This window comes from Meiothermus sp. Pnk-1 (assembly GCF_003226535.1).
In the GTDB taxonomy this organism is placed as follows: Bacteria; Deinococcota; Deinococci; order Deinococcales; family Thermaceae; genus Allomeiothermus.
Map to the genome: position 1 here is coordinate 41925 of NZ_QKOB01000013.1, position 13488 is coordinate 55412.

A 13488-nucleotide genomic window follows, 5' to 3' on the forward strand; every position below is an offset into this window, starting at 1 on the left:
CATAACCCCTCTGGGTGGTCCAGACCCTGGTTCTTGAGGGCGTAGGAGGGCCACGCCTGCGAGGTTTGGGGTCGCCGTGGCCATCCGCCATTCATGGGGGTACGTCCACCACTTCTCGACCGAGAGCAGACGACCCCAAAGAAAAAGGACTGGTTTCCCAGTCCCTGTTGGCGGAGAGGGGGGGATTCGAACCCCCGATAGGGGCTTTAGTCCCCTATAACGGTTTAGCAAACCGCCGCCTTCAGCCACTCGGCCACCTCTCCAAAAACTCCCTTGTCCGCTCCCCTCAACGGGGTCAGCTTGGCGGAGGGAGAGGGATTCGAACCCCCGATGGGCTTGGCGCCCATAGCGGTTTTCAAGACCGCCGCCTTCAACCGCTCGGCCATCCCTCCAAAAGCGAGGTCACCCTCGTATGGCCGCTCTATCACTATGCGAAAGGGCGGGGCAGTTGTCAAGCTGAGAGGGCAGGAGCCCTACCCTTCCTCCGAGAGGTCCATGCCCATGATGGAATAGCCAGCATCCACATACACCGTCTGCCCGGTAGTGCCTGAAGAGAGCGGCGAGAGCAGGTAGAAGCCCAGGTTGCCCACCTCCTCGTGGGTGATCATGCGCTTTAGGGGGGCGATGGCACTATATTTGGCGGTCATCTTGCGGAAACCGGGAATGCTCATGGCCGCCACGGTGCGGGCGGCCCCTGCGCTTACCGCGTTGACCCGCACGTTCTTGGGGCCGAGTTCGTACGCCAAGTAGCGTACGCTGGCCTCGAGCGCAGCCTTGGCGATGGCCATCACGTTGTACTTGGGGACCACCTTCTCGGCGGCGTAGTAGGTCAGGGTGATGATCGAACCCCCCGGATTCAATAGCGCTTCGGCCTCACGGGCCACCGCCACCAAAGAATAGGCCGAGACCTGGAGGGCGGTGTTCCAGTCGGCGGCGGTGGTCTCGATGAAACGGCCCTCCATCGCCTGACGGGGGGCATAGGCGATGGAGTGCACCAAGTAGTCGAGGCTTCCCCACTTCTCCTTGAGGTCGGCGAACATGGCCTTGAGGGCCGTTTCGTTGGTTACGTCTACCTCGTAGAGCAGCACCCCCGGGATGTCCGCGGTGAGCTTGTGCAACTTATCGCGTAAGCGTTCACCCTGGTAGCTGAAGGCCAGACTCGTACCAGCCTGGCGCAGCTTTTGGGCGATCGGCCAGGCCAGGCTGTGCTCGTTGGTCACGCCCATCACCAGGGCACGCTTGCCGGAAAGGTCAATCTCCATCATGGCGGTATTCTACCGCCCAGGAGGGGTAGACTGTACGCAAAGGAGAGTCCCCCATGCTCCATTTCTCTAGCGATTTTCTCGCCCGCTACGGTGACGCCGAGCACTGCCTGAAACAGCTGGAGCGCTCGCGGCGGGAGTTGCTGCACCTGGCCGAAAACCTGAGCGACGAGCAGTTTTTCACCCGGCGCAAGCCCGAGCAGTGGAGCCCCGCAGAGGAAATGGAACACATCGCTTTGGTGGAGGAGGCAGGCGGAAAGGTGATCCGCATGCTGCGGAAGGTGGCCCGGGGGCAGATGGAGCTTCCCCCCGCTGGTCCCCCTGGCCAGACCCGGCCCGATGGCCGCCTGGTGGCTCCGCCCGCTGTCCAGCCCAAAGGAGGGCTCTCACGACAGGAGGTTCTCGACAGGTTGCGGGCAGTGCGGGAACGGCTGCTGCTCGAGGTCGCCGAAAGCAAAGGGGGTATCGCCCAGCCTCCCACTTTCCGCCACCCCTTTTTCGGGGAACTCACCGCGTTGGGCTGGCTACAAACCTTGGTCTATAACGAGCAGCACCACCTCGAGCAGATTAGGGCGCGATTGAACAGCTAGGCGCAAATTTTGCGACCCGACTTACCCCGCTGCGCGGCGAAAACCGCGCCACTCACAAGGTACGGGCTTGCGCTCGTGACCACGGGCCGTACCCATCCCCCAGCGGCGGTTTCGCGACGATGCCCCGCCCTGGGGTTCGCCGGTGGTGCGGCCCTGCCCCCTACCCGCTTCACCTGCGGTGGACGCGGGGGTCGCCTCGCCACAGCAACCCCGGTTTCAAATAGCCCCACGCCCCCTCTCTCTCAGGCCGCCGGAGGGCAGGACTGTGCCCTGAATTACTTTCATATGAAAGTCTTCCATATGAAAATAAAGCAGTGAACGACACCTCCCTTCTCGAGCTCGCCTCGGCCATCCTTCGGCTCTCCCGGCAGATTCGGGCAGCCCTAGACGGTCCGCTCGAGGCCACCCTACAGCTCAACTTCAGCGAGATCAACGTGCTGCGCCTCATTGACCAAGGGGTCCATAGCCCCAGTGACCTCGCGCGCGAGCTGCAAATACCCGCCCCTACCATCAGCCGTATCCTCAACCACTTGGTCGAGCGCGGCCTGGTGGAACGGGATGTGGACAACCTCAACCTGCGCCGATTCCATTTGCGGCTGACCCCTGAAGGCCAGCGAATTCGTCAAAAAACCCGGCAAACTGCCCAACAGATCCTCACCCAGCGCTACCGGCAGATCCCTCAGCCGGTACTCGAGCGAGCCCTGGAAGGTTTGCAGGCCCTCGAGCCCTATTTGCGGGAGGCCCAATATGTCTGAATCCACCCCCATGAACGAACAAGAGAAGATCCTGGCCTTTGTAGGGGTGCTGGTGGTGCTTTTCCTGTCTTCCTTGAACCTCACCGTGGTGGGTACCGCTATGCCCCGGGTGATCGCCGAGCTGGGCGGGTTGCAATACTATGCCTGGGCCTTTATCGGGTACTCGCTCACCTCCACCCTAGCAGTACTGGTGGCCGGTAAGCTCTCGGACCTCTATGGGCGCAAGCCCCTGATTTTGCTGGGCATCGTGCTATTCGCCGCGGGCTCAGTACTCAGCGGCTTTTCCCAGAATATGCTCGAGCTGGTCCTCTTCCGCGGCTTCCAGGGCATCGGGGGCGGGGTGCTGATGAGCATGGCCTTTACCACCATCGGCGACATCTTCACCCCCCTCGAACGCGGGCGTTACCAGGGCTACACCGGGGCGGTGTGGGGGCTCTCCAGCGTGATCGGCCCGATTGTGGGCGGGTTCCTCACCGATCACATGGGCTGGCGCTGGGTATTCTTCGTCAACTTGCCCTTCGCCGTTATCGCTTTATGGGTGATCGCCCGCTACCTGCCCTCCCGCCGGGCTCCGGCACAAAGCCGAGTGGACTACCCGGGAGTAGTGCTGCTCACAGCGGCGGTGGTCCCGCTGCTGCTGGGCCTGACCTGGGGCGGTAGCACTTACCCCTGGCTCTCCTGGCAGACCCTCAGCCTATTGGGGGCAGCGGCGGTTTTTGGGGGGTTTTTCGTGCAATGGGAGCGGCGGGCCGTGGCCCCGCTCCTCGACTTCCGGTTGTTTAAAAACCCCACCTTCCGGGTGGCTAACCTAGCCGGCTTTCTCAACACCGCCGGGATGTACGCGGCTATTCTCTACCTGCCCCTCTATATGCAAAGCGTGCGGCAAGCCTCGGCTTCCGGTTCAGGCATCGTCCTCACCCCTCTCATGCTGGGGCTGATCGTTACCAGCACCCTAGCCGGACAGAGGGTGAGCCGCACCGGACGTTACAAGCCTTACATCCTGGCGGGCTCCGCCGCGATGGTGGTGGCGCTGGCCCTGACCAGCCGGCTAGGCCCGGAAACCCCGCTGTGGTTGGCCTTCGCCGCCATGGTGCTGTTGGGTTTGGCCCTGGGTCCGATCAATTCCTTGCTGACCCTGGCCGTACAAAACGCCGCGCCCAAGGCCGAACTGGGTATGGCCACCAGCGCCAACCAGTTCTTCCGCCAGATTGGCTCCACCGTGGCCGCCACCGTGTTCGGCAGCCTGATGAGCCTCTACCTGAACCACCACCTCCTCGAGCACCTGGGGGCCGCCGCGCGCCAGCTCCCGGCGGCGGCCATCGCCAAGCTCGCCAACCCGGAGATCCTCAACAGCCCCGAAGCCCTGGAGCGCACCCAGGCGGCCCTGAGCCGGCTAAGCGGCCCGAGCTTCGCCGAGCACGTCCTGCATGGCCTGCGCCTGACGGTAAGCGGGGCCCTATCGGAAATTTTCCTGGTGGCCGCAGGTTCGAGCCTGCTGGCCCTCTTGGTGGTAACGCGGCTGCCGCAGCTCGAGCTGCGAGGCTCGAGGCCCGCTCCTGCCACCCAACCGGCCCCTTCGGCGGCGGATGACTAGGCTCGCCCTGCGCGGGGTACTTCGGGCCTTACCCACGCCCGGCGCGAGCCCACCGTTTAGCGTACCGCGCGAACCCCGCCCGTGGCCTAGTCCTTCAGCTTCTTCACCGCCTCGATCAGCGCCGGAAGCACCTGGTGCACGTCGCCCACGATGCCGTAGTCGGCGATCTTGAAGATAGGGGCTTCGGCGTCTTTGTTCACCGCCACGATGTATTTGCTCTTGTTCATCCCCGCCTGGTGCTGCACCGCGCCCGAGACCCCCAAAGCGAAGTAAACATTGGGCTGCACCACCTTGCCGGTCTGCCCTACCTGCTCGCTATACGGCCGCCAACCTGCATCCACCACCGCGCGGGTGGCCCCTACAGCGCCACCCAGCAGCTCGGCCAGCTCTTCCACCTTGGCAAAAGCCTCGGGGCCACCCAGCCCGCGCCCGCCGGTCACTACCACGGTGGCTTCGGTGAGGGAAACCCCCTTCTTCTGCTCGGCTACGCGCTCGAGCCCCTCTACCCGGGGTGCCGGGAGTTCGATGTCTAGGCTCTCCACCGCACCCTCGGAACCCAGCGGCGCAGCCGCTGGGGTGGTGTTGGGCTTGACGGTGAAGACCACCGGAAGCGCAGCCGCCTGCTTTTCGGTGACGCGGTTCAAGAAGCTGTAACGGGTGGCGATAATCTTGGAGCCGTCGGTGTGGGTCTCGAGGGTGTCCTCGAGAAGGGCCGCCCCCATCTTGAAGGCTAGCCGGGGGGTCCACGAGCGCCCCTGGCGGCTCGCAGTGGCCACCACCACCTGGGCCCCGGCCTTCTGCTGCGCGGCATAGGCCGCCGCCGCCCACTTCTCGGCGGTGTAGGCGCCAACCTCGGCTAAGTAGAGGGTATGGACGTACTTCCTAGCCTCCTCCGCCACCGCCGCGAGGTTCTCGCCGATCAGCACGCCGGCCACGCTTCCGGCGATGGCGTTGAGCTCTCGGGCGCGGGTGAGGGCCTCGAGGGCCCCTTTGCGCAGGCGGGTTCCATCGTGTTCGAGTACGACTAAGATCATCTTTCCTCCGGGCAACTCCTGCGGCTAGATCACTTTCGCCTCTTCGTGCAGCAAGCGCACTAGCTCGTTCGCTGCGGCCACCGGGTCTTTGGTCGCGTCAATGATTCTGTTCAAGCGCTGGCGCTCTTGGATGGTCTGCTCGAGGATCTCCACCTTGCCCTCGAAAGCGATAGGAACCTTGCGGATCTCCTTCTTCTTGGCCTTCATGATGCCCGGCAGGGTGGGGTAGCGCGGCTCGTTGAGGCCCTGCTGGGTGGTAAAGACGGCGGGGAGGGCCACCCGCACCACCTCTGCCCCCTCGTCCAGGTCGTGCTTGGCCTTGGCGGAAGCGCCTTCGCCCTCGAGCTCGAGGTGGGTCGTCCAGGTTACCACCGGCCAGCCCAGGGCTTCGGCGATGGCTGCACCCAGCGCTTGCGAGTCCCAGTCGGACTGCTGCCCGCCGGTGAAGACCAGCGTAGGGGCCTCGTCGCGGATGGTGTCGGCCAAGGCCTGGGCCTGGGTGATGGGGTCGAGGGGGGTATCGGTGACGAGGTGAACCCCCCGGTCTGCCCCCATCGCCAAGGCGGTGCGGATGGCCTCTTCAAAGCGTTCGGGGCCGAGCGCTACGATCACCGCTTCGCCGCCGTGCTGCTCCTTGAGGCGGATCACCTCCTCCACGCCCCACTCGTCCATCTGGTCGAGGATCAGCGTGGCGCCCTCGTAGCCCACCCGCCCCCCTTCGACGCGGAGCTTGGCTTCGTTGTCGGGTACTTGCCGTATGACCGCAATGAATTTCATCGGATTCACCCCTTCAGGATATGCCGGGCGACGATCAGGCGTTGGATCTCGTTGGTGCCCTCGTAGATCTGGTTGAGCTTCACGTCGCGCAACAGCTTCTCGACGGGATATTCGTGCATGTAGCCGTAGCCGCCGTGGATCTGGATGGCCTGGTTGGCCGCCTCAAACGCCATCTCCGAGGCGTAGGCCTTGGCGATGGCCGCGGCGTGGGCTTGGGGCAGGCCCTGGTCGGTGAGCCAGGCGGCGTAGTAGGTGTAGGCCCGGGCGGTCTCGATGCCCATGAGCATCTCGGCCAGCTTGAACTGGATGGCCTGGAACTCGGCGATGGGCCGGCCGAAGGCTTCGCGCGCACGCGCGTACTTGGTCGCTTCGTCCAGGGCCCGCCGCGCCACCCCAATGGAGCCTGCCGCCACCGGGATGCGGGTCTTGTCCAGGGTGTTCATGGCGATCTTGAAGCCATCCCCCTCCTTGCCCAGCAGGTTGGCGGCGGGAACCCGGCAGTCCTCAAACACCAGCTCGTAGGTCCCGGAAGCCCGCTGCCCCATCTTGCCGTGCAGCTTGTTGGCCTTGAAGCCGGGCGTGCCCTTTTCCACCACCAGGGCGACGACGCCCTTGTGCCGGGCCTCGGGGTTGACGGTGGCGAACACCACCACGACCTCGGCTTCCCCGCCGTTGGAGATCCAGGTTTTGGTCCCGTTCAAAACGTAGTCATCGCCATCTCGCACCGCCCGCGTGCGCAGGGCGGCCGCATCGGAGCCGTTGCCGGGCTCGGAGAGGGCGAAGGCGGCCAAGGCCGGCTTCTCGGTGAGCTTTTTGAAGAAGCGAGATTTCTGCTCGTGGGAGCCGGCCAGCAGGATGGGAGTGATGCCCAGGTCGGAGGCCATGGGGATGGTGTAGATGCCCATGCAGCCCCAGGCCAACTCCTCGCCGATGATGACCTCCTCGAGCATCCCCAGCCCCAACCCGCCGTATTCCTCGGGGATGATGGCGTTGAGCAAGCCCACCCCGTGCAGTTTCTCGATGATGGGCCAAGGCACCTCCTCGCGGGCGTCGTACTCGGCGGCCACGGGAGCGATCTGCTCGCGGGCAAAACGCCGGGCTAGGGCTTGAAGTTGTTTTTGTTCGTCGGTGAGGGAAAAATCAATCGCCATAAGCGGATGGCCTGCGCCGAAGCCTCAGCCCCTCTCCACCTCCTCTTCCGTCCCGAAAAACGAAGCGGCGTCGTACTGGCTCCACTGGGGCCTGAACGGGGGCAAGGAAGAAGGCAAGGCCAGGGGGTGGCCAGGGGCGGGAATGGGCTTGAGTTCGGCCCGCAGCGGTTTGACCCGGGGCAGTTCCAGCGGCGCCTGGACCCCCTTGCCAAAGGCGAAAAGGCATCCCTCGCGGTCCCACATGAGCCCGCCTCGATACCAACCGCGATGCCCGCCCATGAAGTCCACGACCTGGCGGTAACCATCCGCCCCCGGCTCGAGCAGCACCCCCACCGGCCGGTTGGCCAGGGTGTAGACCACGCCGCTCCCCGTGCAGTAGAGGATTGGATCCCCGTTTTTATCCCACAGGACAGTACGCACAGACGCTCCTTTGACCGAGTATAAGTTTTTCTCTCCCCTCCCGCAAGCCCAACAACCCCGAGGCCAGCCGCCGGCATCCCCTCACAGCACCCCTGCCGAGCGGAAGGCTCCGTTCACCACTTCTCTGGCCTCCCGCATCACCTGCTCGAGGTGCTCCGCCCCCCGGAAGCTCTCGGCGTAGATCTTGTACACGTCCTCGGTGCCCGAGGGGCGGGCGGCGAACCAGGCGTTCTGGGTGACCACCTTGAGGCCGCCGATGGGCTCGCCGTTGCCGGGGGCGCGGGTGAGCTTGGCCAGGATGGGCTCTCCGGCCAGCTCGGTGGCGGCGACCATCTCGGGGCTAAGGTTGGCGAGCACCTTCTTCTGGGCCGGGGTGGCGGGGGCGTCCATGCGGCTGTAGGCCGAAGCGCCGAAGCGGGCCTCGAGCCCACGGTAGTGCTCGCTGGGCGACTTACCGGTTTTGGCCAGAATTTCCGCCGCCAAGAGCCCCAGGATGATCCCATCCTTGTCGGTGCTCCAGGCCGAGCCGTCCATGCGCACGAAGCTCGCCCCGGCACTCTCCTCTCCGCCAAAGCCCAAGGTTCCGTTCAGGAGCCCATCCACAAAGTACTTGAAGCCCACCGGCACCTCGACCAGGGGACGCCCCAGCGCCTGGGCTACCCGGTCGATCATGCTGCTGGAAACCAGGGTCTTGCCAATGCCCAGGCGGGCGGGCCACTGCGGGCGGTGCTGGTAGAGGTAGTGGATGGCGACGGCGAGGTAGTGGTTGGGGTTCATCAACCCATCGCGGGTCACGATGCCGTGGCGGTCGGCGTCGGGGTCGTTGCCCACGGCCACGTCGAAGCGCTCCTTGAGGGAGATCAGCGAGGCCATGGCGTAGGGGCTCGAGCAGTCCATGCGGATCTTGCCGTCCCTGTCCACACTCATGAAGGCAAAGGCGGGGTCGATGCGCTGGTTGACCACGGTGAGCTCGAGGCCGTAGTGCTCGGCGATGCGCTGCCAGGTCGCCAGCGAAGCCCCACCCAGCGGGTCCACCCCGATGCGCACGCCCGCGGCCTTGATGGCGGCGAGGTCGAGGATCTGGCCGAGCTCGCTCACGTAAGGGGTGACGAAGTCGAACTCTTCGACGGCTTGCAGGGCGCGCTCGAGCGGGATGCGCTTGACTCCCTTGAGGCCCTCGGCCAGGAGGGCGTTGGCCCGCTCCTGGATGGCCCCGGTCACGCCGGTATCGGCGGGGCCGCCGGAGGGGGGGTTGTACTTGAACCCCCCGTCCTGGGGCGGGTTGTGGCTGGGGGTGATCACGATGCCGTCGGCCAGGCCCTCGCGGCGGCCTTTGTTGTAGGAGAGGATGGCGTGGGAGACCAGGGGGGTGGGGGTATAGCCGCGACCCTTCTCAACGCGCACATGGACGCCGTTAGCCACCAGGACCTCTAAGGCGCTCGCCCAGGCGGCTTCGCTGAGGGCGTGGCTGTCCATGCCCATGTACAGCGGCCCGCTGATGCCCTGCTGGGCGCGGTACTCGGCTACGGCCTGGGCGATGGCCAGGATATGGGCCTCGTTGAAGGTGCGGTGGGCGGAGGTTCCCCGGTGCCCGCTGGTGCCGAAGGCTACCCGCTGCAAAGGGTCGGCGGGGTCGGGCCGGAGGGTGTAATAGCTGGTCATCAGGCGCGGAATATTGGCCAAAATGTCCTGTGGGGCAGGCTTTCCAGCCAAAGGGTGCAGCGACATAGGGCCTCCTTGAGAAGAGCTTACCCAAATTTGCCCCTAAGAGCACCTTCGCTCTTCCCTACGCCCTCTACAATCCGGCCTATGAGTTTGCTGTTCGAGCCGCTCGAGCTTCGTTCGGTCACGCTGAAAAACCGCATCGCCATGTCCCCCATGTGCCAGTACTCCTGCGAAGAGCAAGACGGCCAGGTAAACGGCTGGCACCTCCTCCACTACCCCACCCGAGCGGTGGGCGGGGTGGGGCTGATCATAGTGGAGGCCACCGCGGTGGAGGCGCGGGGGCGAATCAGCCCGGAGGACCTGGGCATCTGGTCGGACGCCCACCTCCCGGGGTTGCGGGAGCTGGCGGCCAAGATCAGGGCTCATGGGGCGGTGGCCGGGATCCAGCTCGCCCACGCCGGGCGCAAAGCCGGAACCACACGCCCCTGGGAGGGAGGAAAGCCCCTTTATGCCTGGACCCCGGTGGCCCCTAGCGCGCTGGCCTTTCAAGCGGGCTGGCCGGTTCCGGAGGAGTTGGACGAAGCGGGGCTCGAGGAGGTCAAAAACGCTTTCCAGCAGGCTGCAAGGCGGGCCTGGGAGGGCGGTTTCCAGGTGATTGAGCTGCACATGGCCCACGGCTACTTGCTGCATTCCTTCCTCTCGCCCCTCTCCAACCACCGCACCGACCAGTACGGCGGGAGCCGGGAAAACCGTATGCGCTTCCCGCTCGAGGTGGTGGAGGCGGTGCGCGAAGTCTGGCCGGAGGAGCTTCCTCTTCTGGTGCGGGTCTCGGCGACCGACTGGGTGGAAGGCGGGTGGAGCGTCGAAGACACGGTGGCCTTGGCTCGAGAACTGGCGAAGCGCGGGGTAGACCTGCTCGACTGCTCCTCGGGTGGGATCGTTCCCGGGGTGAAGATCCCGCTGGGGCCGGGGTATCAGGTACCTTTTGCAGAGAAGGTCCGGCGCGAGGCCAGCCTCAAAACCGGAGCAGTGGGCCTCATCACCGACCCTCTGCAGGCCGAGGCCATTCTCCGCGAGGGACAGGCCGATGTGGTGTTTTTGGCTCGAGCCCTCCTGGCCGAACCCTACTGGGCCTACCGGGCCGCGCGGGCGCTGGGAGCCGAAAAGGTCTGGCCACGCCAGTACGACCGGGCCTTTCCCGGCTAGCCCTTGGTGGCCCCGGCGGTGAGCCCCTTGATGAACTGCTCGGAGAGGAGCAAATACAAGAGGATCAGCGGCAACGCAGCCAGCGTAAGCCCAGCGAAGAGCGGCCCGTAGTCGGTGGCGAACTCTCCAAAGAAGACCGATAGGCCCTGGGGGACGGTCTTGAGGGCGGGATTTTGCAGAAAAGCCAGCGGCAGCAGGAAGTCGTTCCAGATGGGGATGGCGGTGTAGATGGCCACGATGGCGAGCTGAGGCCGTACCAAAGGCAGCATGATCCGCGCAAACACCTGCCACTCGCTAGCCCCGTCGATCCGCGCGGCGCTCTCGAGGTCGGCGGGGAGCGAGCGGAAAAAACCGGTGAGGATGAAGACCGCTGCCGGAACACCCCCCGCTGCGTAGACCAGGATGAGCCCCAGGTGCGAGTCCAGGAGGCCCATCTGCTTGAGTTGGACGAAAAGCGGCACCAGCACCAGCTTGGCCGGGAACAGCAGGCCTATCAGAAAGACCACGTACAGCAGGTTGTTGAGCCCGAAGCGAAAGCGCCCCAGGGCGTAAGCGGCCATCGCGCTAAAGACCAGGATTAGAAGCTCGGCCCCCAGGGTGATGAAGACCGAGTTACGAAAGTACAGGTCGAAGCGGCCCGACTCCCAAACCTTGGCGAAGTTCTCCAGGCTCCATACCTTGGGCAAGGCAAAGGGCGAAGCGAAGATCTCCGCGGTAGGCTTTAGGGCCGAGATCAGCATCAGGGCCAACGGGAGGATCACCCCCAAAGCATTCAGGCCAAGCGCCCCGAGCAATAGAGCATCGGCAAAGCTCAAACGGCGCATCAGCCCTCCACCTCCCGGCGGCGCAGGTAGAGCGAGCCTAGCGCCGACCCTGCCCCTACGATCACAAAGAGCACCACGCTGATGGCCGAGGCCACCCCCACATTGGAGGTGGCTTCAGAGGCTGCTCCGAAGGCCAGCCGATAAAACATCAAACCCAAGGTGTCGGTGGCCCCACCGGGGTTCCCGCTCACCCCAGCCATCACATAAGGCAACTCGAACCACTCCATGGCCCCGATAAAGGTCAGGATCACGACGATGGTGAAAGCCGGAGCCAAGAGGGGGAGCATCACCTGGCGGAAGACCTGCCCCTCGGTGGCCCCATCGAGGCGGGCGGCCTCGTAGTACTCCTCGGGGATACTGTTCAATCCGGCCAAAAACACCAGGGTGGGAAAGCCCACCCAGCGCCAGGCGTTCACCAGAATTAAGGTCAAAAGGGCGTACTTGGGGTCCCCCAACGGGGCGAAGCTCGCCACCCCCAAGGCGTTGGCCATCTTGGTGATGGGACCGACCAGGGGGTCGAGAAAGAGAAGCCACAAAAAGCCCACCACCACCAGCGAGAGAATCACCGGCAAAAACACCGTAACCCGGAAGAACCTAAATAGGGGCAGTTGCCGCCATAAGGCGTAAGCCAGCAGCAACCCCACCCCGTTCTGGATCACCATCAGCCCGACAAACGCCGAGAGGTTGTGGGAGAAAGCCCGGAGGAAGGCCTCGCGAAAGGGAAAGCTCAAGAGCTTGCGGAAGTTCTCGAGCCCCACAAACCCCTCGCGGTTGAAGCTGGTCCAGGAGTACAGGCTAAAGCTCAAGGCGTTGAGGGCCGGCCAGACCGTGAAGACCAGCATCAGCAAAAGCGCCGGGGCCAGGAAGATGGTCAGCCATAAGTTCCGTTGAAAGCGCATAGACCGGCTGGAGGTCGGCTACTTTTGGAATGGTTTGAACCACGTGGCCACGCCCTTGGTCATCTCCTCGGCGACCTGGCGGCCCGTGGCTTGGCCCAGGATCATCCTTTGCAGGCCGCTGCGAATGAGTTCGGTGCCGGTAGGGGTAGCGTAACGGAAGCCCACCAGGGTCAAGAAAGGGGTGCCGTAGTAGCCGGTCTGCTCGATGATCTCGGCCAGCACCGGGTCCTTGGCTTTGGTCCCCGGTATCGCCGAGGCCTGGGCTAGCCGCTCGGTAAACTGCTGGCCGAACTCCGGGGTGGAGAGGAAGTTGAGGAACTTGATGGCCGCCTCGGGGTACTTGGTCTTGGCGTTGATCGAGTAGTTCCCGTCGGCAAAGGTCGGGACGTAGGTGCGGCCCCCGCGGGTGAGGGGCGGGGCGGGCATAAAGCCAAAGTTGAGCTTGGGGTTGTTCTCGCGGAAGAAGGCGATGTCGAAGCCGCCGGTCACGAAGAAAGCGGCCCCGCCGTTGGTGAAGAGGGTACGGCCTTCGGGGTAACCGATGCCCGCGTAGTTGGGTGGGAAGAACTCCTTGAGCGCGGCGGTCTCCTCCAGGGCTTTGATAAAGCCTTCGTCCACAAAGGTTTTCTTTCCCGAGGTCACGTCGCGGAAGTAATCGGTGCCGCCATAGAACATGGGTCCGATCACCCCGAAGATCTGCTCGAGGCTGACCCCGTCTTTGGGACCGTTGGCCAGGGGAACGATCCCAGCGGCTTTGATCTTGGCCAGCGCAGCCTTGAACTCCGGCCAGGTCTCCGGCAACTCTTTGATCCCCGCCCGGCTCAGGAGGTCTTTGTTGTAGAAGAAGCCCAGGCTCTGGGTGGCGAAGGGCACCCCGTAGATCTTCTTGCGGGTGTCGTCCTTGAAACCACGGGCGGCGTTGAGGAGGCTCGAGGGAAACTTGCTCAGGTTGGGTACTTGCTTGGCGTCAATGGGCAGTAAGTAGCCCGCGTCCGCGAGTTGGGCCAACCCTCCGTAGGCTCGGGTGTGGATGATGTCAGGGCCACTCCCCGCAGCCAGCGCCGAGGAAAGGATGGTGTTGTACTCGGTGTTTTTGTACGGGGTGAAGACTACCTTGATCCCGGTCTGCTTCTCGAACTGCTTGGCGATATCGTCGTAGAACTCCTTGTCTTCGACCCGCCAACTCCAGAAGCTGAGCGTGACCTGCTGGGCCAGGGTCGTCCCCGGGATTAGAAAAACCATCCCCACCGCTAATGCTTTGCTAAGTGTTCGTAAGGCCATTCGCATATCCTAGCCCCCTGCGTTGGATTG

At 64.4% G+C, this 13488-nt stretch carries 13 protein-coding genes and 2 tRNA genes; 4 read left to right on the forward strand and 11 right to left on the reverse strand.

The annotated features are described in order from the left end of the window. Positions 1 to 168 precede the first annotated feature (168 nt). From DNA98_RS14300 to DNA98_RS14310, 3 genes are all read right to left on the reverse strand, one after another. Positions 169 to 263, reverse strand: a tRNA-Ser gene (locus DNA98_RS14300). A gap of 38 nt (positions 264 to 301) precedes the next feature. Continuing rightward, positions 302 to 392 (reverse strand) — tRNA-Ser (locus tag DNA98_RS14305). Positions 393 to 473: 81 nt separating this feature from the next. Next, on the reverse strand, positions 474 to 1265 hold the full coding sequence (locus DNA98_RS14310; protein WP_110531895.1) for an enoyl-ACP reductase: 792 nt from the start codon (positions 1263 to 1265) through the stop codon (positions 474 to 476). A gap of 53 nt (positions 1266 to 1318) precedes the next feature. On the opposite strand from DNA98_RS14310, the gene DNA98_RS14315 reads away from it, so the two are divergent. The 3 genes from DNA98_RS14315 (at position 1319) to DNA98_RS14325 (ending at position 4201) form a co-directional block, all read left to right on the forward strand. Further along, complete coding sequence (locus tag DNA98_RS14315; protein WP_110531896.1) at positions 1319 to 1852, forward strand: DinB family protein; 534 nt, start codon at positions 1319 to 1321, stop codon at positions 1850 to 1852. A 314-nt stretch (positions 1853 to 2166) separates the two neighbouring features. Further along, entirely contained in the window at positions 2167 to 2607 is a 441-nt protein-coding gene (locus DNA98_RS14320; protein ID WP_158531654.1) for a MarR family winged helix-turn-helix transcriptional regulator, read from the forward strand. Beyond that, positions 2600 to 4201, forward strand: a complete 1602-nt coding sequence (locus DNA98_RS14325) for an MDR family MFS transporter (protein WP_110531900.1) — start codon at positions 2600 to 2602, stop codon at positions 4199 to 4201. The genes DNA98_RS14320 and DNA98_RS14325 overlap by 8 nt, the downstream gene beginning before the upstream one ends. A gap of 86 nt (positions 4202 to 4287) precedes the next feature. On the opposite strand, the gene DNA98_RS14330 is transcribed toward DNA98_RS14325, so the two are convergent. The 5 genes from DNA98_RS14330 to pgm form a co-directional block, all read right to left on the reverse strand. Continuing rightward, positions 4288 to 5235 carry an electron transfer flavoprotein subunit alpha/FixB family protein gene (locus tag DNA98_RS14330; protein ID WP_110531902.1) on the reverse strand — a complete coding sequence of 316 codons (948 nt, stop codon included), beginning with the start codon at positions 5233 to 5235 and terminating at the stop codon, positions 4288 to 4290. A gap of 24 nt (positions 5236 to 5259) precedes the next feature. Next, positions 5260 to 6012 carry an electron transfer flavoprotein subunit beta/FixA family protein gene (locus DNA98_RS14335; protein ID WP_110531905.1) on the reverse strand — a complete coding sequence of 251 codons (753 nt, stop codon included), beginning with the start codon at positions 6010 to 6012 and terminating at the stop codon, positions 5260 to 5262. A 5-nt stretch (positions 6013 to 6017) separates the two neighbouring features. Then, positions 6018 to 7163, reverse strand: coding sequence for an acyl-CoA dehydrogenase family protein (locus DNA98_RS14340; RefSeq protein WP_110531907.1), 1146 nt, complete (start codon positions 7161 to 7163; stop codon positions 6018 to 6020). Between the two features lie 24 nt (positions 7164 to 7187). Next, positions 7188 to 7583, reverse strand: a complete 396-nt coding sequence (locus DNA98_RS14345; protein WP_110531909.1) for a 4-fold beta flower protein — start codon at positions 7581 to 7583, stop codon at positions 7188 to 7190. Between the two features lie 81 nt (positions 7584 to 7664). Next, positions 7665 to 9311 carry a phosphoglucomutase (alpha-D-glucose-1,6-bisphosphate-dependent) gene (pgm, locus tag DNA98_RS14350; protein ID WP_110531911.1) on the reverse strand — a complete coding sequence of 549 codons (1647 nt, stop codon included), beginning with the start codon at positions 9309 to 9311 and terminating at the stop codon, positions 7665 to 7667. An 81-nt stretch (positions 9312 to 9392) separates the two neighbouring features. On the opposite strand from pgm, the gene namA reads away from it, so the two are divergent. Beyond that, positions 9393 to 10454, forward strand: a complete 1062-nt coding sequence (namA, locus tag DNA98_RS14355) for an NADPH dehydrogenase NamA (RefSeq protein ID WP_110531913.1) — start codon at positions 9393 to 9395, stop codon at positions 10452 to 10454. Here the strand turns inward: namA and DNA98_RS14360 are convergent. Genes DNA98_RS14360 through DNA98_RS14370 form a run of 3 tightly spaced genes read right to left on the reverse strand, consistent with a single transcriptional unit; the run spans position 10451 to position 13458 of the window. Then, positions 10451 to 11278, reverse strand: coding sequence for a carbohydrate ABC transporter permease (locus DNA98_RS14360; protein WP_110531915.1), 828 nt, complete (start codon positions 11276 to 11278; stop codon positions 10451 to 10453). The genes namA and DNA98_RS14360 overlap by 4 nt on opposite strands. Next, positions 11278 to 12177, reverse strand: a complete 900-nt coding sequence (locus tag DNA98_RS14365; RefSeq protein WP_110531917.1) for a carbohydrate ABC transporter permease — start codon at positions 12175 to 12177, stop codon at positions 11278 to 11280. Before DNA98_RS14365 ends, DNA98_RS14360 begins: the two co-directional genes overlap by 1 nt. 18 nt (positions 12178 to 12195) lie before the next feature. Then, positions 12196 to 13458 carry an extracellular solute-binding protein gene (locus DNA98_RS14370; protein WP_158531655.1) on the reverse strand — a complete coding sequence of 421 codons (1263 nt, stop codon included), beginning with the start codon at positions 13456 to 13458 and terminating at the stop codon, positions 12196 to 12198. Between the last annotated feature and the right edge of the window lie 30 nt (positions 13459 to 13488).